General features: G+C 67.7%; 27 protein-coding genes. 11 read left to right on the top strand and 16 right to left on the bottom strand.

The window, feature by feature from the left end; all coding sequences use genetic code 11:
• Positions 1–57: 57 nt before the first annotated feature.
• On the bottom strand, positions 58–405 hold the full coding sequence (locus AMA02S_RS17765) for a hypothetical protein (RefSeq protein ID WP_067459716.1): 348 nt from the start codon (positions 403–405) through the stop codon (positions 58–60).
• An 81-nt stretch (positions 406–486) separates the two neighbouring features.
• Between AMA02S_RS17765 and AMA02S_RS17760 the strand changes: the two genes are divergently transcribed.
• The gene (locus AMA02S_RS17760) at positions 487–1,077 is read left to right on the top strand and encodes a TetR/AcrR family transcriptional regulator (protein ID WP_067459713.1); all 591 of its coding nucleotides are present in this window, start codon (positions 487–489) and stop codon (positions 1,075–1,077) included.
• A gap of 376 nt (positions 1,078–1,453) precedes the next feature.
• Entirely contained in the window at positions 1,454–2,299 is an 846-nt protein-coding gene (locus tag AMA02S_RS17755; protein WP_157430660.1) for a hypothetical protein, read from the top strand.
• Positions 2,300–2,512: 213 nt separating this feature from the next.
• Here AMA02S_RS17755 and AMA02S_RS17750 read toward each other — a convergent pair whose 3' ends face one another.
• The 4 genes from AMA02S_RS17750 to AMA02S_RS44720 all read right to left on the bottom strand — a co-directional run bounded on the left by AMA02S_RS17750 (position 2,513) and on the right by AMA02S_RS44720 (position 4,628).
• Complete coding sequence (locus AMA02S_RS17750; RefSeq protein WP_067460821.1) at positions 2,513–3,511, bottom strand: IS481 family transposase; 999 nt, start codon at positions 3,509–3,511, stop codon at positions 2,513–2,515.
• 151 nt (positions 3,512–3,662) lie between these two features.
• Entirely contained in the window at positions 3,663–4,097 is a 435-nt protein-coding gene (locus AMA02S_RS40385) for a phosphotransferase family protein (protein ID WP_245667625.1), read from the bottom strand.
• Positions 4,098–4,111: 14 nt separating this feature from the next.
• The gene (locus tag AMA02S_RS44225) at positions 4,112–4,477 is read right to left on the bottom strand and encodes a hypothetical protein (RefSeq protein ID WP_067459703.1); all 366 of its coding nucleotides are present in this window, start codon (positions 4,475–4,477) and stop codon (positions 4,112–4,114) included.
• A 19-nt stretch (positions 4,478–4,496) separates the two neighbouring features.
• The gene (locus tag AMA02S_RS44720) at positions 4,497–4,628 is read right to left on the bottom strand and encodes a hypothetical protein (protein ID WP_281181895.1); all 132 of its coding nucleotides are present in this window, start codon (positions 4,626–4,628) and stop codon (positions 4,497–4,499) included.
• 227 nt (positions 4,629–4,855) lie between these two features.
• Here AMA02S_RS44720 and AMA02S_RS17730 point away from each other — a divergent pair, with 227 nt between their 5' ends.
• The 4 genes from AMA02S_RS17730 to AMA02S_RS17715 all read left to right on the top strand — a co-directional run bounded on the left by AMA02S_RS17730 (position 4,856) and on the right by AMA02S_RS17715 (position 7,450).
• Positions 4,856–5,446 carry a dTMP kinase gene (locus AMA02S_RS17730; protein ID WP_067459697.1) on the top strand — a complete coding sequence of 197 codons (591 nt, stop codon included), beginning with the start codon at positions 4,856–4,858 and terminating at the stop codon, positions 5,444–5,446.
• Positions 5,443–5,949, top strand: a complete 507-nt coding sequence (locus AMA02S_RS17725; RefSeq protein WP_157430659.1) for an HhH-GDP family DNA glycosylase — start codon at positions 5,443–5,445, stop codon at positions 5,947–5,949. The genes AMA02S_RS17730 and AMA02S_RS17725 overlap by 4 nt, the downstream gene beginning before the upstream one ends.
• A 167-nt stretch (positions 5,950–6,116) precedes the next feature.
• A complete protein-coding gene (locus AMA02S_RS17720) occupies positions 6,117–7,025 on the top strand; it encodes a radical SAM protein (RefSeq protein WP_067459691.1) in 909 nt (302 codons plus the stop codon).
• A gap of 113 nt (positions 7,026–7,138) precedes the next feature.
• On the top strand, positions 7,139–7,450 hold the full coding sequence (locus tag AMA02S_RS17715) for a MazG nucleotide pyrophosphohydrolase domain-containing protein (protein WP_169806840.1): 312 nt from the start codon (positions 7,139–7,141) through the stop codon (positions 7,448–7,450).
• Positions 7,451–7,588: 138 nt separating this feature from the next.
• On the opposite strand, the gene AMA02S_RS17710 is transcribed toward AMA02S_RS17715, so the two are convergent.
• Complete coding sequence (locus tag AMA02S_RS17710; RefSeq protein ID WP_067459684.1) at positions 7,589–7,900, bottom strand: PadR family transcriptional regulator; 312 nt, start codon at positions 7,898–7,900, stop codon at positions 7,589–7,591.
• 97 nt (positions 7,901–7,997) lie between these two features.
• On the opposite strand from AMA02S_RS17710, the gene AMA02S_RS17705 reads away from it, so the two are divergent.
• The gene (locus AMA02S_RS17705; RefSeq protein ID WP_067459681.1) at positions 7,998–8,192 is read left to right on the top strand and encodes a hypothetical protein; all 195 of its coding nucleotides are present in this window, start codon (positions 7,998–8,000) and stop codon (positions 8,190–8,192) included.
• On the opposite strand, the gene AMA02S_RS45025 is transcribed toward AMA02S_RS17705, so the two are convergent.
• From AMA02S_RS45025 to AMA02S_RS17690, 4 genes are all read right to left on the bottom strand, one after another.
• Entirely contained in the window at positions 8,189–8,893 is a 705-nt protein-coding gene (locus AMA02S_RS45025; RefSeq protein ID WP_157430658.1) for a M48 family metalloprotease, read from the bottom strand. The two genes, AMA02S_RS17705 and AMA02S_RS45025, sit on opposite strands and share 4 nt — an antisense overlap.
• Before the next feature lie 350 nt (positions 8,894–9,243).
• Positions 9,244–9,465, bottom strand: a complete 222-nt coding sequence (locus AMA02S_RS17700; protein ID WP_067459678.1) for a DUF397 domain-containing protein — start codon at positions 9,463–9,465, stop codon at positions 9,244–9,246.
• 174 nt (positions 9,466–9,639) lie between these two features.
• Entirely contained in the window at positions 9,640–9,831 is a 192-nt protein-coding gene (locus AMA02S_RS17695) for a DUF397 domain-containing protein (RefSeq protein ID WP_067459675.1), read from the bottom strand.
• On the bottom strand, positions 9,828–10,658 hold the full coding sequence (locus AMA02S_RS17690) for a helix-turn-helix domain-containing protein (RefSeq protein ID WP_157430657.1): 831 nt from the start codon (positions 10,656–10,658) through the stop codon (positions 9,828–9,830). Before AMA02S_RS17690 ends, AMA02S_RS17695 begins: the two co-directional genes overlap by 4 nt.
• Positions 10,659–10,772: 114 nt before the next feature.
• Here AMA02S_RS17690 and AMA02S_RS17685 point away from each other — a divergent pair, with 114 nt between their 5' ends.
• Both AMA02S_RS17685 and AMA02S_RS17680 read left to right on the top strand, forming a co-directional pair.
• The gene (locus AMA02S_RS17685) at positions 10,773–11,216 is read left to right on the top strand and encodes an ATP-binding protein (RefSeq protein ID WP_157430656.1); all 444 of its coding nucleotides are present in this window, start codon (positions 10,773–10,775) and stop codon (positions 11,214–11,216) included.
• 23 nt (positions 11,217–11,239) lie between these two features.
• Positions 11,240–11,584 (top strand): hypothetical protein, encoded by a 345-nt coding sequence (locus tag AMA02S_RS17680; RefSeq protein ID WP_157430655.1) that lies wholly within the window; start codon positions 11,240–11,242, stop codon positions 11,582–11,584.
• Here AMA02S_RS17680 and arfB read toward each other — a convergent pair.
• On the bottom strand, positions 11,550–11,975 hold the full coding sequence (arfB, locus tag AMA02S_RS17675; RefSeq protein ID WP_067459663.1) for an alternative ribosome rescue aminoacyl-tRNA hydrolase ArfB: 426 nt from the start codon (positions 11,973–11,975) through the stop codon (positions 11,550–11,552). The genes AMA02S_RS17680 and arfB overlap by 35 nt on opposite strands.
• An 89-nt stretch (positions 11,976–12,064) precedes the next feature.
• Between arfB and AMA02S_RS17670 the strand changes: the two genes are divergently transcribed.
• Positions 12,065–12,880, top strand: coding sequence for an oxygenase MpaB family protein (locus AMA02S_RS17670; protein WP_067459660.1), 816 nt, complete (start codon positions 12,065–12,067; stop codon positions 12,878–12,880).
• Between the two features lie 136 nt (positions 12,881–13,016).
• Here the strand turns inward: AMA02S_RS17670 and AMA02S_RS17665 are convergent, their stop codons facing one another.
• The 5 genes from AMA02S_RS17665 to AMA02S_RS17645 all read right to left on the bottom strand — a co-directional run bounded on the left by AMA02S_RS17665 (position 13,017) and on the right by AMA02S_RS17645 (position 18,243).
• Positions 13,017–13,961, bottom strand: coding sequence for a S1C family serine protease (locus tag AMA02S_RS17665; protein WP_067459657.1), 945 nt, complete (start codon positions 13,959–13,961; stop codon positions 13,017–13,019).
• A 267-nt stretch (positions 13,962–14,228) separates the two neighbouring features.
• Entirely contained in the window at positions 14,229–15,785 is a 1,557-nt protein-coding gene (locus AMA02S_RS17660; protein WP_084265263.1) for a sensor histidine kinase, read from the bottom strand.
• Positions 15,785–16,516: a response regulator transcription factor gene (locus AMA02S_RS17655; protein WP_067459654.1), complete on the bottom strand. Its 732-nt coding sequence runs from the start codon at positions 16,514–16,516 to the stop codon at positions 15,785–15,787. Before AMA02S_RS17655 ends, AMA02S_RS17660 begins: the two co-directional genes overlap by 1 nt.
• Before the next feature lie 87 nt (positions 16,517–16,603).
• Positions 16,604–17,155, bottom strand: coding sequence for a peptide deformylase (gene def, locus AMA02S_RS17650; protein ID WP_067459651.1), 552 nt, complete (start codon positions 17,153–17,155; stop codon positions 16,604–16,606).
• 71 nt (positions 17,156–17,226) lie between these two features.
• Positions 17,227–18,243, bottom strand: a complete 1,017-nt coding sequence (locus AMA02S_RS17645) for a DivIVA domain-containing protein (protein WP_067459648.1) — start codon at positions 18,241–18,243, stop codon at positions 17,227–17,229.
• Between the two features lie 327 nt (positions 18,244–18,570).
• Between AMA02S_RS17645 and AMA02S_RS17640 the strand changes: the two genes are divergently transcribed.
• Positions 18,571–19,092 carry a gamma carbonic anhydrase family protein gene (locus AMA02S_RS17640; RefSeq protein ID WP_067460819.1) on the top strand — a complete coding sequence of 174 codons (522 nt, stop codon included), beginning with the start codon at positions 18,571–18,573 and terminating at the stop codon, positions 19,090–19,092.
• Positions 19,093–19,201: the final 109 nt, after the last annotated feature.

Genomic DNA, 19,201 nt, shown 5'->3' with positions numbered 1-19,201 from the left:
AACACCTACTCCGGCGGGATGCAAGTCCGGGTGTAGCGCCACCTATCAACGACCGAATCAACCGTGCTGGTCGCCTGGTGTGCCCTGGCTCGCCGACACGGACGGGTTGGCGCGGCCTGTGGCGGTGTTCAGCCAGAAGGCGCCGCGCAGGCTGTGGAAGGCGGCCATGACATAGGCGCCGATGGCGGCGGAGACGGCGGCGGTCCATGGGTGGCTGGGCATATCGGCCCAGAATGCGAAGAGGGCGGCCAGCAGGATCCCGGTAACGCCGACAAGTGCGTTGGCCAGGGGCGAGTTTCCTAACACGGTCGGGAACTCCTCGCCGAGGATGCCCTTGATCAGGTGTGGCAGCGCGTTGATTCCCATGAGGCCGGTGAGAAGGGAGAGCGCGATGGTCTGGATCATGATGCCTCCAATTCAGTCAACGTCAGTTGACTGAAATCTAGCTCCGGTCCGACATAAAGTCAACGCATGTAGACTGAATCAATGGGTTCCACACCTGTTTCCCGAACTGAGCAGCGGCGCCGTACCCAGGATCGGATCCTGGTGGCGGCACGGAAGCTGTTCGCTGAGCACGGCTACGACCGGACGACGATCCGCGCGATCGCGGCCGAGGCGAAAGCCGATCCCGGTCTGGTCATGAGGTACTTCGAGTCGAAGGAGAAGCTCTTCGCCAGGATCGCCGTGGTCGACCGGCAGGAAGCCCTTGGTGGAAGCCCTGAGCAGGTGGCCGAGTTGCTGCTGGCGGCACTGGGCGCGAAGGTCACGGCGGAACCGGCCGGAGCGCTGGCCGTGGTCCGGTCGATGTTCACCCACCCTGAGTCCGCCAAGGAGGTGCGCGAAGCGATGCTCGCCGAGCAACACCAGGCCGCCGACGCGATATCGGGTGAGGACGCGGACCTGCGGACGGCGTTGATCGGCGCGCTGACGTTGGGGACTGTCATCGGCCGGTACCTGTTGGGTCTCGACGGGCTGCGGGACGCGTCGCCGGAGAAGATCACCGCACTGCTGCGCCAGCCGTTCCATTCGATCCTTCATGGTGATCCAGAGCCCGATCCCAGCGAGCGTCCTCAGTGAGGTAGCCGGGTGCCGCCGAAACGAGGGACCTTCTCCGCAGGCGGCCTCCTGCTGTGCCGTTCGTTCAGCACGTCGGCAGTTTCGGACTGGTCGCGCGATGACGTCACCCCACGGGTCGCTCCACACGTCAGCACGGCTCCAGAGGGGCCGTAACCACCCAGGGTGGGCCAGAGTTTCAGATGGCGGCGAAGGCCAGAAATTCGGAGCCCTTGGCGACGCGGGCAGGCGGTGAGACGCTCACCGCCGACCGGATCTTCACAGCGGAGTCCGGCAGCGGTGCCTTCCCGGAAAGGAGACCGTTTTGCTGTCTCGCCGCTCCCTCACCAGCCTCCCAGCCCTCTGCCACCCCGGCAGTCCGCGGGCACGCCGCCGCGCCATGGCCGCCGCACTCGCCGCGACCGCCGCCGCAGCCATCGCCGGCGCCTCGCCCAGCGCCGCCTCGCCCGTCCTCGCCACGGTCGCCCCGGCCTCCGGCGTGAGCGCCCCGCACCGCTTGTCCGACGTGGAAGTGGTTGAAGAGAGCGGGACTGTCTCGCCCTACGAGGCCAAGATCGCCCACTGTCCCGAGGGCAAGCAGCCCCTGGGAGGCGGCTTCGACCTTCCCTATGGGCACACCGTGGCCGCCTCCTACCCCATCGCCGGCACCGGCTGGCTGATCAAGGCCCGCTCCACCACCGGCAACCCCGCCCCCTTCGAGATGACCTGGTACGCCGTGTGCGCCACCCCGTCGCCCGGCTACAAGATCATCAAGGAGACGAAGACCGTTCCCAACCAGCAAGGCTTCACGCTGACCTGCTCGACCTTCAAGGTCCCGTACGAGCACATGGTGAACGTCGGAGCCGAGGCCAAGGGCCCCACCGCAGCGCTGACCGGCAGCGACATGCGGACCAACCCCTCCAGCACAATCACCTACGCCAGCGCGAGCGGCACCCGAAGCGATGCCGACACCGTCGAGATCGACCTCTACGCGATCTGCACTACCGCGTACGACGGCAGCACTGGCTGGTACAGACAGGGGCAAAGTTCCCATGCCAACGATGAGGGACCCCTCTGGGCTTGCCCGGCCGACAAGAGCAGCGTCGGTGTCACGTTCACCTCGAACGCCTCCCTGAGATCCAGCAAGCCTCACACCATCAGCGACAGCGACTGGAGAATCACCGCCATCCACACCGGCGCCAACGGCTACAACATAAACGGGGGCGTCATATGTGCCCCCGGCTGATCCGGCTACTGACCTCTCGGGCCACCACCAACCCCAACGGGCAGCGAACCCTGGAAGGCGGTGCCCGGGTGCGATAGAGGGGAGCGCTTGGGTACGTCGTCGCCTAACCCGCATGGCTCATCTGGCACGGAAGGCCCCGAGCCGGACGCGTTGACTGCTCGACCTAGGAGCCGCCAGGGACGGGCGGTGACGAACGTGAGTGTGGACGGTGGGCTAGATGTTCTGTCCCGTGAGGTTGGGAACGCGGCTGGCGGGTGGGAGGCCGCCGAGTGCGGTGTGACCGCGGTGGTGATTGTAGGTGTGGAGCCAGTGCGGGAGTGCTGTGCGGCGTTCGGTCTCGCTGGTGTAGGGCTGGTAGTAGGCCCATTCGTCGAGCAGGGTGCGGTTGTAGCGTTCGACCTTGCCGTTGGTTTGTGGCCGGTAGGCGCGGGTGCGTTTGTGGGTGATCCCGGCCGTGGTGAGGGTGTCGCGCCACAGGTGTGAGCGGTAGCACGAGCCGTTGTCGGTCAGCACGCGCTGTACCGTGATGCCGGCGTTGGCGAAGAACGTCTGTGCCCGCTGCCAGAACGCGGTGGCCGACTCTTTGGTCTCGTCGGGCAGGATTTCGGTGTAGGCCAGGCGGGAGTGGTCGTCGACGGCGTTGTGTAGGTAGCTGTAGCCCAGGTTGGGGCGGCCGTGCACGGTGCGGGGGCGGGCGGGGTCGCGGTGGGCCGAGGAGTTGCGGGTGCCGGTGGCGCGGCCGTGCACGCGGTGTCCGCCGCCGTCGGGGATGTTGCCGAGTTTCTTGATGTCGACGTGGACCAGGTCGCCGGGTGCGTGGTGTTCGTAGCGGCGGATGGTGTGGCCGGTGGCGCGGTCCAGGTGCCGCAGGCGGGGCAGGCCGTAGCGGGTCAGTACGCGGTGGACGGTGGAGGGTGGCAGGCCCAGGAGGTAGGCGATGCGGGCCGGTCCCCACCGGCGCAGGACCCGTACTTTGATGATGCGCCGCTCGGTGCGGGTGGGGGTGCGGCGGGGGCTGTGGTGGGGGCGTGAAGAGCGGTCGGCCATCCCGGCTTGGCCCAACTCGCGGTAGCGGGTCGCCCACCGCTGGGCTGTGCTGACCGAGACCTGGAATCGTTCGGCGGCCCGCCGCAGTGGCCAGCCGTCCTGGACCACGCAGCGGGCCAGGCGCAGGCGTCCGGTCTCGGTCAGTGGGGCGTTACGGTGGGGCATGAGGGCCTCCTGGCGTCCGGTGGAGATGTCGCAATCCACACCGAACCCGGAGGCCCTCCCTCATTGCAAGATCATCCGACCGTGCCGCGGCGTTCCCAACCTCCGTGGTCAGTACAGCTAGAGGAGGTCGTGTGCACCGGATTCCCGATCTTTACGAGACGGGCCCGGCTTGGCGGTGGTCGGCCCACTGCTGCCCCAAGGCAGCCAGTTCGGACTTCCAGGTGGTAGCAGGATCGGCGGCGCTGCGCCGCCGCCAGGTTTCGGCAAATGCCCAAGCAAGTCGGTCGATGGAGGCTGGGGCGGTTTGCGCCCAGGAGGGGAACCGGCCCAGCCACTGCGCCACCTGGCCGGGGCTGTGCCCGGCTTTGAGCAGCCACGGGATGAGAAGGCCCAGTTCCACCCAGGCGGCCCCGCGCGAGGTGAACGCCCAGTCCACGACGTAGACGCGTCCACCAGCAGTGATCAGCAGGTTGTCGGGATTGAGGTCCGCGTGAAGCAATGTGCCGCCGGCCATGGCGGACACGTCATCCAGGACTGGTTGCCAACGCCACTCCACTTGGAGCACCACCGCATCGGGGGCGGGCATCGCCTGGAGCGACTCTATGGTCTTGGCCAGCAGAGCAAGGTCTGGGGAACCAGGCGTGTAGTCGGCATGGCGAGCTCGAACATACTCAAGGCCCAGGAGCAGCCATCCCGGTCGATGGTCCAGAGGAGGCGAGGGGCGAATGGCTGCACGTGCGGGTTGATCCGGGCCTCGTTGCGCAGTGCCGCGACCTCCGAACCGTCCCGGTCGGGTTCCTTGCGGGCGCCCTTGACGAAGACGGGGCCGGTCAGTGTCGTGAGCTTCCCAGCGAAGTGGGCGTGGTTGCCCGCTGGCGGCCGTGTCACCACGGTCACCTCGCCGGTGCGTGCTTGGACGGCATCCCTCACCCGCTCAGGCAGGTCGGCCCATGCAGCGTGCGTCATCGACAGCCTTCCTTGTAGATCAGATGCAGGGGTTTTCGGGACAGCAGGTTTCACCGGTGGACCAGAATTCCACGTCCACGGGGTAGCCGATGGCACGAAGCGCCGGAATGGTCCGCGCCATGGCCGCACCGGAGCTGATGTCCTCGATCATGATCGGGACGTGTTGGATGAACTGCCCGGCGACGCGCTCGCAGTTGGTGGGTGAACCGCAGGGTGTTGTGGCCGGGTGTTCATCGCGGTCCGGTATCGCGCGCAAGAGACCCTTGAGGAGCGTTTGGGGTCCTCGAACTGGCTGGCAGGTTAGGGGACCGGAGCCGTTACCTACCGAGAGAATCTGGATTCTGTGGGAATCGCCTTTCGTGTAAGCGGAGGTGCAGGGTGTTCGGTGGCCGGTTCATCGCGTTGGAGGGTCCGAAGGCGGCGGGTAAGACAACGCTGATCACTGCGTTGGCCGACCGGCTGGAAGGGGCCGCCGCGGCGCCGGTGCTGACCAAGGAGCCGACTCCGACATTCGATCTGTCCCTGGAACAGCGAGTACAGGGCGTGGGGTTGGCGTCGGCGATTGCTGAAGATCGGCGGCGGCACGTCGCCGACGTGATCGCGCCGGCGTTGGCACGGGGCCGCGCGGTGATCTGCGACCGCTACCTGCTGTCTTCATATGTGTTCCACACTGCTGACGGTGTCGGTGAGAGCGTCATCGAGCAGCTGAACCGCGGCTTTCCGCTGCCCTGCGTGAACGTGGTGCTGCGCGTGGGCGCCGCCGAGTTGGACCGCCGTCGCGTGGGAAGGGCGCGGGCGACGCGTCTGCAGCGACAGGACCCTGCGGCGGAGACGGCCGCCTATCTCTACTACGCCGGAGTGATGCAAAGTCGGGGTGTGACGAGCGCGGTCGTCGATAATTCCACGATGACCGATCACTATCGCCTGCTCGACTGGCTATGCGAGCACTGCCGCAAGGGTGCCCAGTGAGCCCCGACTTGCCCGATCTCGATGCGCCCGCCGGGGACCTGGCGTTTCTGCTGGGGGTGCTGTTCAACCAGCAAATCCGCGCCGAGACTGCCTGGAAGGGGCCGATGCGGCTCGCCGAGCGGCTCACCAGATCGCCCGGGCTTAGCGGGCTGGACGCCGCCGTGCTGGCGGTCGCCGATCCGGTCTGGTTGGCCCAGGTGATGCGGCAGCCGCCCGCCGTCCACCCGTTCGCCACCTCGATGGCCCGCCACGTCACAGGGATCTGTGGGCAACTCGTCGACGACTACGGCGGCCGGGCCCGCAACGTGTGGGCCGGAGAGCCGCGCGCGGCCGTGCTGCTGGCCCGGCTTACCGGCTTTCCCGGTATCGGCCGCCACAAGGCCGGCGTTGCCATTGTCTTGCTGGCGCACGAGTACGGCGTGCCGCTGACCGGCCCAGCCGACTCCATCACTGACCAGGCACTCAGCTCGTGCCCACGCCTGCGCGAGGTGCTGGTGACCTAGCACCGCAATGCACTGCCGACATGGAAGGGCCCGCTATGACACAGCCGTCTGCCGCCCCGGTCCACGCGCACCCGGCGGGTGGTATCCCCAAGACTCGGGAACTGCCCCGGTCAGCCAGTTGCCGGGGCAGCTCCTACAGGCCACCTGCGGGCGCGCTGCCGTCGTTGGTGTTCGACGCCGACAAGCAAAGCTTCACTGCCCCTGGCGGCGAGGAGACCGCCGGGCTGGTCCAACAGATGGACCGGCCGCTGTCGGTAACATTCCAGCTCACTCGCGACTGTAACTTCTCCTGCGCCTACTGCTCGGAGCCGCCCGGCATCACCACGCGTACCTACCCCGAGGTCCTGGCTATGCTCGACAAGCTCGCGGGGATGCGGCGGATCATCCTGTCGGGCGGCGAACCTATGCGCTACACGCACTTCTGGGATGTCCTGGAGTACTGCCAGCCCCGATTCGAACAGGTCGTGCTGTCCACCAACGCCTCTATGATCACCCGAGACGGTGCCGCGCGGCTGCGGGAGCTGGTCGACTACATCGACATTACCGTTGACGGCCCGCGCGGTCCGCACGACCGCATTCGCGGGAACTACGACATGGTGATCCGCGGTCTGCGGCGCGTGGCCGAGGAGGGGATCCCACTTTCGGTGATCTGCGTCTACATGGGCTCCAACAAGAGGAAGATCCACTACATCTGCCAGACCGGTGACATCTTCGACGCCAAGAAGGTCAAAATCCTCACCACGATTCCTAAGGGCTACTCCCGGAATCTGTTCGAGGATTTCACCACCGGTGAGGAACTCAACGAGCTGGAGAGGTTTCTGAAGACCGAGCGACAGGCGTGCGGATGGCGGCCACGTATCACCATCGCCGACTGGATAAAGATCGGCGCCGGCCACGCGATCCTGATAGAGCCCGACGGACGCACGGTGGCCTCCCCGGTCTGGCAGAAACCCGACTGCATCGATCCCTTCGCGGATCTGCACGCCCAGACCGTGCAACAGGTGTGGGCCTGCTACCCCTACAAGGGGGCTCACCTGGATAAATACCTGGAAAGGACCATGGTTGTCCTGGACTGACCGCGACCAAGACCAGGCCACATGAACTGCGGCCGCCGCCGGTGATCGGCTGCTAGCCTCAGCACCCCATTCGTCCCACCTACATCATGGGGTGACAAGCTGGTATGGACCCCTTGGCCCAGAACACGTCCCTGCGCGATCTACAGACCTACGTGGCAAAGCTAGAAGTCGAACGCGGGTTCGATGGGCGTTCGACCGAGTCGCAATGCCTAAAGCTGTGCGAGGAGGTCGGGGAACTCGCCGGCGCGGTGGGGGCCTTGACCGGACAGCCACAGGACGTGCGGCGGCGAAGAAGCGCCGACGTCGGCGACGAAGCCGCCGACGTGCTGCTGATGCTGTTGGCCGTGGTCAACCGCAGCGGTGTTGACCTGGAGGATGCGCTCCGCCGCAAGGAAGCCCGCAATAACACCCGCCAATGGCGATGACAGGGGACCCGCCCCGCTGCGCAGCGCCAAGGGTCGGCGGTGCTGCCCGTCGCGGACGAAGGTAGGCCGTGGTCAGGCTCCTGAGGATGGTCGCCTGCACGGTTTGGCGATCCTCAAGGTGAGGGTGCGGGGAGCCTGTCAGGTGCTTTCAGGGAGGGTTCCGAGGTTGCGGGGCGAGCGCTTGGTGCGCTGAGCGGACTCGATGGCGGTGCGGGCTTGTTCCATGCCGTCAGGGGTCATCCGGTAGTAGCGCCGCGCAGGCCGCTTCTCGTCGCGGGGATCGATGTCCTCCCAGCGGCTGGCCACCCAGCCGAGGTGTTGGAAGCGGGCCAGGATCGGATAGATGGTGCCAGGGGCGAGATCCGTGAGTTCGGCCAGCTCAAAGCCGTACAGCTCTTGTCCAGGGTCGTGAAGGAGTGCCTGGAGCACCCGCACTGTCGTCGTGGTCATGCGCGGACCCATGTCTGTACTCTACCCGGCCCCTCATCTATACTCTACATTGCTAGGCTAAACTCTACATAGGTCCGCTCGGAGATCGGCAGGACGTATGAGCCAGAACGCGATCATCAAGGCCCTTCTGATCACGGCAGCCCTCCAGACGGGCATGATCTTCTCTCTCGTCGCAGGTATCGCGTCCCGCATCGCGGGCTCTGCCATGCCAACAGCGGTCGGCGCGGGATTCGGCACCTTCTTCGTGTCGATCACCGTGGCTTTGGCGATCATCACTTTCGCCCGCAGTTAGCCGATACGCTTCCATGATTGCCCAGGTGATCGTCTTGAAGTTCGACGGGCAAACCAAAGGCGAACTTCGAGTGGGGGACTACTCGTTCTCAAGGCTATGACGGTGTTCCGCAGCTGACTCCCGGACCCGCCTCTCCAAAATGAGACCATCGTTCGCTGAAAGGCGTCATTGTTTGTCTCGCTCAGGGCAAGACGATCGGCACGGAGTTCGAGGAACCACGTCGTGACGGTCCGTATGATCGGCAGCAGCAGGACCATCGGTAGGCCCCGCAACTGGAAGGAAACCAGGTCGGCCGGGCTTAGAGTGGATGTGAGAACCATCCCTGGCATGATTATCAAGTAGAAAGCAAGTAACATGCGGGTAAGGGTCAGTGGCGAGGACAGTGGAACAAGCTGAGCGAAAAATCGGTCTCCGGACCGGGTGTGAGCGAGTTCATGGAGAAGCACACACCGCGCTGCCTCTCGATCCGTTCGCCAGAGGCGGGTCATCGGAAGGAATACCGCGATCCGTCGCCCAAATGAATAGGAAATGCAGAGCCTTGATGAACTGAAGCTGAAGCGTAGGCCAACTCCGGGTGCATGCTGTTCGACGAATTGCTGTATCTCCTTGAGAATCGGCCGCTCATCGATAGGAAGCAGGGTAAACCGTCTGTCAGCCCAGCGAGCAAAGAAGTTTGCGCGCTGGCGCCGCTCGCGCGCCACTCGTCGGCTGAGCTCGATTGACCAGGCAACCCAGATCGTTTGGGGCGCACTCAATACATAACTGCGCCGATACCGGGCCCTCTTGTCCCTCCGAGCCTCGGCCAGGATGCCCCGTGCCTCCCGTAACCACTCGGAACGACAAGCTGCTGGCAGGAAAAGCGCTATCAGGCCCAGGAGCGACGGCCTTCGATTCCCTACCTGCGTCCACCGGCCCACGGTCAGAGTGTACAGCCCTATCCCATACTCAACATAGGCTCAGCCTCGTCTCGTCCTGGGCCATCCCACCTATGCAGGGTGGTGTGGACGCGGTGGGAGCCCCGAGGGGGCCAGGGCTCGGTGTGCGCAGGGAGTTAGAGGTTGAGTTCGTCGCGCTTCGCTCGGTGGAGGAGGCCGAGGTCTCCGCGTTTGGCTTGGGTGACGAGGGTGGAGAAGGCTCGGCGGGTGAGGGCGAGGTGGCCGTGGTCGGGGTCCTTGCTGTCCCGGATGCCGGTCGTCCGATCGGGAAGGCCGGCTACCTCAACGCAGTCCCCTTGTTCAGGGCCGCTGTGACTCGATTTGCGCCAAGTGGACATCTGGTTGCTCCGAAAGTGGCTGCTGGTCGCGTCCTGGTTCTGTCTGGGCGCCTTGTGTGGGGCTTGACCATGAACGCGTCGTCCGAAGCGTCCGGATGTGGACGTGCGAGGCATGGCAGTGGACGAACATATCGGAGCCCCAGCGTGGCCAGGGCTCCGTTATGTGAGGAGGTATCAGAAGCTGAGTTCGTCGTGCTTCACACGGGCGAGGAGGTCGGCGAATACCTGAGTGGGAAGCGTGAGGTGGCCGAGGTCGGGGTTCTTGCTGTCGCGGATGCCCACGCCGGAGGTTAGGTTGGCGACTTCGACGCAGTCACTCTGCTCGGGTCCGCTACGGCTGGATTTGCGCCATGTTGGAAGGATCATTGAAACTCCTCCATGATCTTCTGTATCAGCTCGAAGGATGCGCCTTCGTCCAGGGCCTTCGCGCTGATCCGCTCGTACCGTACGCCATACGATCTCACGTCGGCCGGAGATGACACCAAGCGTCCTGTCCCGGGTGAATCGGTGTAAGCGACCTCGCCGAAGTCGTCGCCGTTCATGAGCTTGAAGGACCCTCCGAGGCCAGCGTGTGCCCCTGTGCCCCAAGACCTGGGTAGGGCTCTCAGTATGACGTTGAGCTTTTGGGCCATCTCTTGGAGATGGACCAATTGCCCACGCATGATCGCGGGGGAGCCCACGGGCCAGTCGAGGGCGTTCTGAGAGAGGAGCGCCGTGATGTGCGGGGGAGGGTCTCGGAGGAGCAGGTTCTGTCTGTCGAGACGATCTGCGAGGACTTGATCAGGGTTGACCGCAATCCCTGATCGCAGGAGCGCCTCCGCGTACTCAGGCGTCTGGAACAGTCCGGGGATGACGTTCGCTTCGTAGATCCTCAGTATCTCCGACTGCTGCTCGATTTCTACATGTTGCGCGAACCACTGTGGGTCGTGGCCGATGGAGGCGTACCAGACAAGTATGGAGAAAAGACCTCCCGTGCCCCATGCCTTGTCGAGGAGGGCGGCTTGGGTGCTGTCCAGGCGTTCCTCACCGGTCTCGATTCGGGACACCGTTGACTTCCCGGCTTGGATGATGCGGCCCAGGGCCTCGCCGGACAGGCCCCGCTGGTTGCGCTGGAACCGCAAGTAGTAGGCGATGAAGTCCCACATGCTGTTCTTGGGCTGTGGGAGTTCGTCCGGTGATCGTTTCGCGCCCATCGCGTTCCCCTTCGTCCCGGAGCTTCCCGAGTAATAAGCGTACGCACGACATCGCGGCCGCGTCCGGGGATTCTGTGGCTTAGTTCACGGAGTTCGGAAAGGGGAGTGGTGGGCGTGAGTGTCATAGAGCAAAAATCGGGTGTTTCCTGGCGAATGCTGGCCTCTCCGGTGGTCGCGGGGTTCGCGCGGGAACTGGTTTCCGGGGTTCTGTGGGAATGGGGGCTGCCATTCCTGGTGCCGGACGCGGTGCTCGTCATGGGGGAGCTGGCGGCGAATGCGATCGAGGCGTCCGGGCGGCAGGACGTGATCAAGGTTCATGTCGAGCTCGGGGTGGGGGAGGTCGTCCTTGCTGTTTGGGACGGGTGTGCCGCGCAGCCGGTGGCGCAGGACGTCGAACTCTCCCTTGAGACGCTGGATCTGCGGGAAGAGAACTTCGACGCGAATGGTGGGTGGGGGCTTTCCATTGTGGAAGGGCTCGCCGAGCGGTACTGGGTGGATCACACCCGGCCGGTGGGCAAGTGGGTTTGCGCGGCCATGAAGACGAGTGGCCGGGCGTGAGGCGCTGCTTTCTGCGGTGGCGGATGCGCAGGGGACGCGCGGTCGCGGCCCGGTATCTGGACGGGCTCGTCGCCGAACTCGAGCCGAGGGGGTGGCGGTTCGTGCGGCTCTATCGGATAGCGGGGTTCACGGTTCCTCTGCTCTGGGTCTATGCCCGTGGCGTCGAGGACGTGGGGATTGTGGTGAGCGCGGGGCCCTCTGGGGGAGGGACGTGGGCCTTTTACGAAACCCAGCGGGGGCGTTACGGGTATCTGCATCCCTGTGGGGACGTCGTGGTGGCGGCCGAGAAAGTGGATCGGCTGTTGAAGCGTCGGATGTTCCCGGAGATGGGGGTCAGTCCCAGCGGCGGCGGGAGCGGGAGCGCTTGACGTCGGAGCGGCGCTTCTTGTTCTCCAGGCGGCGTTCGTTGATGCCACGTGGGATCTTCTTGGGAATGCGCTTCTTCGGGGGAGGGGCGATGGCCTCGGCGAGAAGTGCGGCCAAGCGCGCGCGGGCGGCGTCTCGGTTCCGGAGCTGGGAGCGGAATTCTTCCGCGCGGATAGTGAGGACGCCGCGGACGAGGCGTCCGGCAAGGCGTTCCAGGGCGCGTGTCTTGTAGGGCTCCGGGAGGGACGACGCGGCGACGTCGAAGGAGAGTTCGGCCGCGGTCGCGCTGGTGTTGACGTGCTGTCCGCCCGGACCCGAGGAGCGTGAGAAACGCCAGCTCAGCTCGGACTCCGGGACGGAGACCGAGCCGCGGATAGGGATCTGGTCGGACATGTCCTTGATTATTCCGGTCGGCGGGAGAGCGTGTCGTCTGGATTTTAGTGGGTGGCGCAACAAGCAAGTGGTTACTTACACTGCCCGCCATGACCGATGGCTTGTTCCAGGACGGTGACCTGATCCGTGTCATCACGCGGGAGGGCGCGCTCATCGCGGCGGGCGGGGCCGCGTCCTTGCTCCAGACCGCGCACCCGAAAATCGCCCAGGGCGTCTACGACCACAGCCACGGCGCGGACGACCCGCTGCGGCGCCTGCGCAACACCATGGGCTGGCTCTACGCGGTGCAGTTCGGAACGAGGGATGAGGCGGAGGCACTCAGCGCCCTCGTGCGCAAGGGCCACGAGAGGGTGACCGGGCCCGGATACGAGGCGAACGATCCGGAGTTGCTGGTGTGGGTCGCGTCCACACTGTTCGCGGTCAGTGTGCAGTTCTATCAATTGCTCTTTCGGCGGACGTTCACGGAGCGGGAGCTGGAGGAGTTCTACCAGCAGGCGAAGATCTACGCGACGATCCTCGGCTGTCCGGATGATCGGATGCCTGCGACATATCCGGAGTTCCGCGACTATTACGCCGGAATGATCCACGGTCTGGAGATCACGGACGCGTCGCGGACCATTGCCGAGCAGGTGCTGTATCCGCGGCTGCCGGGCGGGCCGGCGGCGGTACCGGGGCTGATGGCGATCCGGCTGATCACGGCGGGTTTGATGCCCGCGCCGATCCGCGAGCAGTACGGGTGGAGGTGGGACGCGGGGCGGGAGCGGCGGTTCCGGCTGCTGATGGCGTCCCTCGCGGTCGTGTATCCGCGGCTGCCGGTGCGGGTGCGGACGCTGCCGCGGGAGTACTACCTGTTCACGTCCCGGCGGATGCTCGCCAAGGCCACGCGGCGTCCGGCGCTCGGGTGACGCGAGAGCGGCCGCGTGGCCCCCGAAGGAGACACGCGGCCGCTCGCGGGGGCTTCCCCGGCCCGGGAAGGCCCCCTGGAACCGGGCGCCGCCCGCCCGCCCGCTCCCCCCAGAGCTTGGACGGACGGCGTCCCGGTCAGACCTGGGCGCCGGCGATGATCTGGTCGGCGACCTTCTTGGCGTTGTTGCTCGGGATCGCGAAGCCGACGCCGATGTTGCCCGAGCTTCCGGACGTCGCGATGGCGGTGTTGACGCCGATGACCTGGCCCGCGGCGTTCACCAGCGCGCCGCCGGAGTTGCCGGGGTTGATGGCGGCGTCGGTCTGGATGGCGTTCTCGATCACGGTCTGCTGTTGCTGGGAGAGCTGCCCGCGCAGGCCGGGCGGGAGGTTCTCCTGGCCGCCGGAGTCGCCCTCCTTGATCTGCCGGCCGAGCGCGCTGACGATGCCCGAGGTCACCGAGCCGTCCAGCCCGAGGGGGCTGCCGACGGCGAGGACCTGGTCGCCCACGGCGAGGGCGGAGCTGTTGCCGAGGGTCGCGGCCTTGAGGCCGGAGACGCCCTCGGCCTTGATCACGGCGATGTCGTTGCGGGTGTCGGCGCCGAGCACGCGGGCGGGAGCGGTCTTACCGTCGCTGAACTTCACCGTCACCTGCTGGGAGCCGGAGACGACGTGCGCGTTCGTCATGATCACGCCGTCTGAGCGCAGGACGACGCCGGAGCCGCCGGAGGTGCCCTGCTGAGTCTGCGCCGAGATCGAGACGACGCTGGGCTGGACGGCCGCCGCGACCTGGGCGACCGTGCCCGCCTTGGCGGAGGCGCCGGAGACGGCGGTGGGGCTTGAGTAGACGGTGCGGTCACCCGCGAGGGCCACCGCGACGGCGGCGCCCGTGCTGCCGGCGCCCACGGCGAGCGCCAGGGCGGCTCCCAGGGCGACGACCTTCCGGCGCGCCGACCACAGCGGACCGGGTTGAGCTCCAGTTTCGGGTGCGGGCGGTACCGGCGGCACCGGTGGCCCGGACCAGGCTTGCCCGTGCGGCGCGAAGTCCGGACGGGTCTGCTCCCACGGCTGCTGGGCGGTCATGTCCTACCCCCTCGTTGTGTCACCCCTGAGCCTGCGTCCCGGGCCTGCATCCCGCCTGGAGCGAACCTGAAAGTGTGCTGAATGCCGTTGAGGCATGAAAAAGGCCGTGGTCGAGGAGGCGTGCGGCGTGCGCCTCCTCGACCACGGCGCCGAGAAGCTGGCCAGGGCGCGTACCCCCGGCCCCCGTCGGGGTCGGGCCGCGCCCTGTGCCGTCCACCCAAGCGCACTTTCCTGAACGGAGGCTGAATGATCGCTTCGGGATCCCGGTCAGTCGGTGTCGAGGGGCAGGACGACGCGGAAGACGGCGCCCTCGCCCGGCGTGGAGTCGGCCTCCACCAGGCCGTTGTGGGCGGCGACCAGGGCGGCGACGATGGCGAGGCCGAGGCCGGTGCCGCCGTCCTCGCGGGAGCGGGACGGGTCGGCGCGGTAGAAGCGCTCGAAGACGCGCTCCGCCTGCTCGGGGGCGAGGCCGGGCCCCTCGTCCACGACCTCGACGACCGCCGCCGGGGCGTCGCGAAGCGTGCCCGGGGACAGCTTGACCTGCACCGGCGTGCCCTCCGGGGTGTGCGCCCTCGCGTTGGACAGCAGGTTGCCGAGCACCTGCCGCAGCCGTGGCTCGTCCCCCCGCACCTGGTAGGCCAGACCGCCTTCGACGGTGAGGTCGATCGCCCTCTCAGGTGAGAGGACTCTGGCCTCTTGGACGGAGTCGGCGGCGACGGCGAGCAGATCCACCGGGCGGCGCTCGATCGGACGTTCCCGGTCGAGCCGGGCGAGCAGCAGGAGATCCTCGACGAGCAGGCCCATCCGGGCGGCGGTCTCCTCGATCCGGCCGATGAGCCGGGCGATCTCGCCCGGATCGCGGGCCGCGCCCTGGCGGTACAGCTCGGCGAAGCCGCGGATCGCGGTGAGCGGCGTGCGCAGCTCGTGGCCCGCGTCCGCGACGAACCGGCGCATCCGCTCCTCGGAGTGGCGCGCGGTCTCCTCCGAGCGGCGCGCCGCGGCCTCGGACTGAGCCCGAGCGCCGAACGCCGACTCGATCTGGGCGAGCATCGCGTTCAGCGACTGGCCGAGCCGCCCCATCTCGGTCGCCGGATCCGCCTCCGGCACACGTCTGGACAGGTCGCCGGCGGCGATGGCGCCGGCGGTCTCCTCGACGGCGGCGAGCGGCCGCAGCGCGGCCCGCACCACCAGCACGCCGAGGACGACCAGGACCGCGAGCACCAGCAGCCCGACGATCACGTCGATCGCCACGAGCCGTCCCACGGTGCGCTCGATCTCGTCCATGCTGAGCCCGAGGATGATCACGCCGCCGTTGGGCAGCGGCTGGGCCAGGACGCGCCAGGGCGAACCGGACCCGCTGCCCGTCACCGTGAACGGCTTGCCGAGGTGGTCGTCCAGCTTCTTCGGGAGCCTCGGATACCCCTCCTCGCCCCAGGGCGAGTCCTGGTCGACCGGCGCGCCGCGGCTGTCGCGGATCTGCACGGTCATCTCGCTGGGGATGCGCACGTCGATCTGCGGCTGTCCGGTCTGCAACTGCGGCACGACCTGCGTGACCGTGCGCTGGACCCAGCCCTGGAGCTGGTCGTCGGCCCGGCCCACCAGGTAGTCGCGCAGCACCGAGGTGCTCGCCGCACTCATGATCGTCAGCCCGAGGGTGACCAGGACGAGCATCCCGGCGATCAGCTTCACGCGCAGCGGCGTCCGCCCCCAGAAGGAGCCGAGCCGCCACGTCGGCGCCCCGCGTCCCCCGGAGGTCACCTGGGGGAAATCCGGGCGGGTGGACGGCCCGGACCGCGTGCCGGACGCCGGGAACCGCGTGGCCATCAGCCCGGGGCGGGGGGCTCGCGCAGCACATACCCCACGCCGCGCAGCGTGTGGATGAGCCGCGGCTCGACGTTGTCGACCTTGCGCCGCAGCGCGGACACGTACGACTCGACGATCCCCGCGTCGCCCCGGAAGTCGTAGTTCCACACATGGTCGAGGATCTGGGCCTTCGACAGGACACGTCCCGCGTTGGCCATGAAGTAGCGCAACAGCTTGAACTCGGTCGGCGACAGCTGGACGGCCTTGCCGTGCCGCCACACCTCGTGGCTGTCCTCGTCCAGCTCGATGTCGGCGAACACCATCCGGGCTGGCGGCTCGGCGACGCCGCCCCGGAACCGGCGCAGGACGGCGCGGATGCGGGCGATGACCTCCTCCAGGCTGAACGGCTTGGTGACGTAGTCGTCGCCGCCGATCGTCAGGCCCTTGATCCGGTCCTGCACCGAGTCCCGCGCGGTGAGGAACAGCACCGGCGTGTGGTCGCCGCCCGAGCGCAGCCGCCGCGCGACGTCGAACCCGTCGATGTCGGGCAGCATCACGTCCAGGACGATCAGGTCCGGCCGGTGCCGCCGCGCGGCCTGCACGGCGTCGGCGCCGTTCGTCGCGGTGACCACCTCGAAGCCGGTGAAACGCAGGCTTCCGGAGAGCAGCTCCAGGATGTTCGGCTCGTCCTCCACGACGAGCAGCATCGCCTCGGCGGTCCTGCCGCCGGCGGTCCGTTCACCCAATGACATCGTGGTCCCCCTCCACAATCCTTGCAGAGGGTCTCATCCGAACCTGAACGTCCCCTGAATGTCCGCCGAGAGTCGGCGGGAGGCCGGTCAGCGGCCCAGCGACCGGATGGCGCGCATCGCCTCGCGGCGGGTCTCGCCGGACAGGACGTCGATGTAGACCTTCCCGTCCAGGTGGCCGCACTCGTGCTGGAGGCAGCGGGCGAAGTACCCGGTGCCCTCGACGCGGACGGGCTTGCCCTTGACGTCCACGCCCTCGACGACCGCGTGGGCGTACCGGGCGGTGTCGAAACGCAGGCCGGGCAGGGACAGGCAGCCCTCCGGCTCGACGAGCGACGCGCCGTCGGCGGTCACCAGCACCGGGTTGACCACGTGGCCGACGTGCCGGCGGCCGTGATCGTCCTTGCAGTCGTAGACGAACGCGCGGAGCGGGACGCCGACCTGGTTGGCGGCGACGCCCGCACCGTCCTCGTCGTACATGGTGATGAACATGTCGTCGATCAGGCGTTCCAGCGACGCGTCGAACGTCCGGACGGGGTCGCATCCGGTGCGCAGGACGGGATCGCCGAGGAGCCGGATCGGCCGGCCGGTCCCGCGGCGCCGTCCGCGGCGGTCGGGGCTCGCGGCAGTCTTCTTGCTCACCCCAAGATCCTATAAAACGGCGGCGGCGCCGCCCGGCGAGAGAGCCGGGCGGCGCCGCCGCGTGCGATCGGTCAGCTCGGCTCCGCCGGGCCGCGCGGCGGCTGCGGCGGGATGGGGCTGTCGGTGTCCTCCAGCGGACGCGGCGCCCTGGCCTGCTGCGGGACGTGCGTGGACGGGGTGTCGACGACGGTCGGCTCCGGCTCGGGCTTCTTGATGGACGGGGTGCTCGGCGGCAGCGGGGTCGCCGTGGGGGGCTTGGTGACCGCCGGGGACGGCTTGGCCGCCGGGGCGGGCTTGGCCGGGGTGGCGGCGGTGGCGCTGCTCGCGGGGGTGGCCGGGGTGGCGGCCGGGGCGGGCTGCGCGGGGGGCGGCTGCTTGCGCGGAGAGGTCGACCGGACGGCGTCCTCGACCATCTTCTCCAGCGGGCCCGCCTCGTTCTCGGCGGACAGCAGGCGGTGCAGGGTCTCGCTGATCTCGGTGAGGCGCTGCAGAGCCTGGGTGTGGTTCTTGGTGAGCGAGGTCAGCCGCTGCGTCGCACCCTCGTTGATCACGCTCGCGCGACGTTCGGACGCGGTGAGGGTGCGCTCGGCCTCCAGCCGGGCGCTGGTCACCGTCTGCTCGGCCTCCTGCTTGGCTGCCGACAGGACGCTCTCGGACTCCTTCTTGGCGGACGCGAGCACGTGCTCGGCCTTGTCCTGCGCCTGGCCGAGGTTCTTCTCGGCGTGCGCGCGGGCGTCGTCGATGATGCGCTTGGACTCCTGCTCGGCGTCGGCGCGGATCTCGGCACCCGCGGACTCGGCCTCGGCGACCTTGTCGCTGGCCTCGTCCTCGGCGAGGTTGATGATCTGACGGAGCCGGTCGCTCAGGTCGTCACCGGTCGGCTTGCGCGCCTCCCGGACTTCGGCCATCTCGCGGCGGATTCGTTCGGCGTCGTCTTGGGCGCGGGCGAGCCGGGCCTCGAGTTCGCGGTGCTTCTGCTGAGCACGGGCGATGTAATCGTCGACCTGGCGGCGGTTGTAGCCGCGCATGACGATCTCGAAGGACTCTTCTTGGAGGAGGTTCGGCAGGATTTCGGCTTCGTTGCTCATGGTGCCTTGGGGGGTCGTTGGCGGGGGTCATCACCCCGTCAGGGTCGGCTGCGACTCTCACCCGCCTGTGAGCGGGCCCACATTAGAAACGTCAGGATCGACTCTTGTCCGGTCCACCCCTTTCGCGCAACCGGAACACTCTTCTCGCTGCCGTTTCTTCACCTGGGTAGGGCCGACAAACTATCTAATTTCAGGAGAATTCGCGCTAACTTGGACCCGTGTCGCGCAGACCAGATGCGGACTGGATCCGGACTGGTCGCGGCCTGACCGCCGCGAGGCACTGCCCCGCCCGCGGCTTGCGCGGTGTACGCGCTTAGCATCGGCGCCATGAGCTACGTGGGTTCGTTGGATGAGGATCGGCCGAAAATCCACCCGGACGCGTGGGTCGCGCCCGGCGCGGTCGTCGTCGGGCGGGTGACGCTGGGCCGCGCGTCCAGCGTCTGGTACGGCTCGGTGCTGCGCGGCGAGGACGAGGACGTCGTCGTCGGGGACGAGTGCAACATCCAAGACCTGTGCTGCCTGCACTGCGACCCGGGCCTGCCCGCCGTCCTGGAAGACCGCGTCAGCCTCGGCCACAAGGCGATGGTGCACGGCGCCTACGTGGAGACGGGTTCGCTCATCGGGATCGGGGCGATCGTGCTGAACGGCGCGCGCATCGGCGCCGGGACCCTGATCGCGGCCGGCGCGCTGGTCCCGCCGGGAAAGAAGATCCCCTCGGGGGTGCTCGTCGCCGGGACGCCGGGGAAGATCGTCCGGGAGTTGACCGACGACGACCGGCTCGTCCTGGAGAACACCCCGCCCATCTACATGGAGAAGGCCCGGCGGCACCGCGAGGCAGCCTGGGACTAGAACGGACCCGCCGGCACCAGCAGGGCGCAGCGAATGATGGCCTTCTGACCTGCGGGAACGAATCTTCAGCGGTGCCGGGGGGAGCCTGGGGGTCACTCGGCTGACTACC

The sequence above is a fragment of the Actinomadura macra NBRC 14102 genome (genome assembly GCF_001552215.1).
In the GTDB taxonomy this organism is placed as follows: Bacteria; Actinomycetota; Actinomycetes; order Streptosporangiales; family Streptosporangiaceae; genus Spirillospora; species Spirillospora macra.
The sequence above is the reverse complement of the archived record's forward strand: the minus strand, read 5'-3'. Positions and strand labels throughout refer to the sequence as shown.

Coding starts and splice junctions, on each gene's coding strand:
- AMA02S_RS17640 (WP_067460819.1), top strand. CDS start 18,571: ATGAGCTACGTGGGTTCGTTGGATGAGGATCGGCCGAAAATCCACCCG.
- AMA02S_RS17695 (WP_067459675.1), bottom strand. CDS start 9,831: ATGATCCTTCCAACATGGCGCAAATCCAGCCGTAGCGGACCCGAGCAG.
- arfB (WP_067459663.1), bottom strand. CDS start 11,975: ATGTCCGACCAGATCCCTATCCGCGGCTCGGTCTCCGTCCCGGAGTCC.
- AMA02S_RS44720 (WP_281181895.1), bottom strand. CDS start 4,628: ATGATCGAGGACATCAGCTCCGGTGCGGCCATGGCGCGGACCATTCCG.
- AMA02S_RS17750 (WP_067460821.1), bottom strand. CDS start 3,511: ATGCCCCACCGTAACGCCCCACTGACCGAGACCGGACGCCTGCGCCTG.
- AMA02S_RS40385 (WP_245667625.1), bottom strand. CDS start 4,097: ATGCCCGCCCCCGATGCGGTGGTGCTCCAAGTGGAGTGGCGTTGGCAA.
- AMA02S_RS17670 (WP_067459660.1), top strand. CDS start 12,065: ATGACCGATGGCTTGTTCCAGGACGGTGACCTGATCCGTGTCATCACG.
- AMA02S_RS17645 (WP_067459648.1), bottom strand. CDS start 18,243: ATGAGCAACGAAGCCGAAATCCTGCCGAACCTCCTCCAAGAAGAGTCC.
- AMA02S_RS17705 (WP_067459681.1), top strand. CDS start 7,998: ATGAGCCAGAACGCGATCATCAAGGCCCTTCTGATCACGGCAGCCCTC.
- AMA02S_RS44225 (WP_067459703.1), bottom strand. CDS start 4,477: ATGACGCACGCTGCATGGGCCGACCTGCCTGAGCGGGTGAGGGATGCC.
- AMA02S_RS17660 (WP_084265263.1), bottom strand. CDS start 15,785: ATGGCCACGCGGTTCCCGGCGTCCGGCACGCGGTCCGGGCCGTCCACC.
- AMA02S_RS17665 (WP_067459657.1), bottom strand. CDS start 13,961: ATGACCGCCCAGCAGCCGTGGGAGCAGACCCGTCCGGACTTCGCGCCG.
- AMA02S_RS17680 (WP_157430655.1), top strand. CDS start 11,240: ATGCGCAGGGGACGCGCGGTCGCGGCCCGGTATCTGGACGGGCTCGTC.
- AMA02S_RS17760 (WP_067459713.1), top strand. CDS start 487: ATGGGTTCCACACCTGTTTCCCGAACTGAGCAGCGGCGCCGTACCCAG.
- AMA02S_RS17755 (WP_157430660.1), top strand. CDS start 1,454: ATGGCCGCCGCACTCGCCGCGACCGCCGCCGCAGCCATCGCCGGCGCC.
- AMA02S_RS17655 (WP_067459654.1), bottom strand. CDS start 16,516: ATGTCATTGGGTGAACGGACCGCCGGCGGCAGGACCGCCGAGGCGATG.
- AMA02S_RS17710 (WP_067459684.1), bottom strand. CDS start 7,900: ATGACCACGACGACAGTGCGGGTGCTCCAGGCACTCCTTCACGACCCT.
- AMA02S_RS17690 (WP_157430657.1), bottom strand. CDS start 10,658: ATGGGCGCGAAACGATCACCGGACGAACTCCCACAGCCCAAGAACAGC.
- AMA02S_RS17700 (WP_067459678.1), bottom strand. CDS start 9,465: ATGTCCACTTGGCGCAAATCGAGTCACAGCGGCCCTGAACAAGGGGAC.
- AMA02S_RS17765 (WP_067459716.1), bottom strand. CDS start 405: ATGATCCAGACCATCGCGCTCTCCCTTCTCACCGGCCTCATGGGAATC.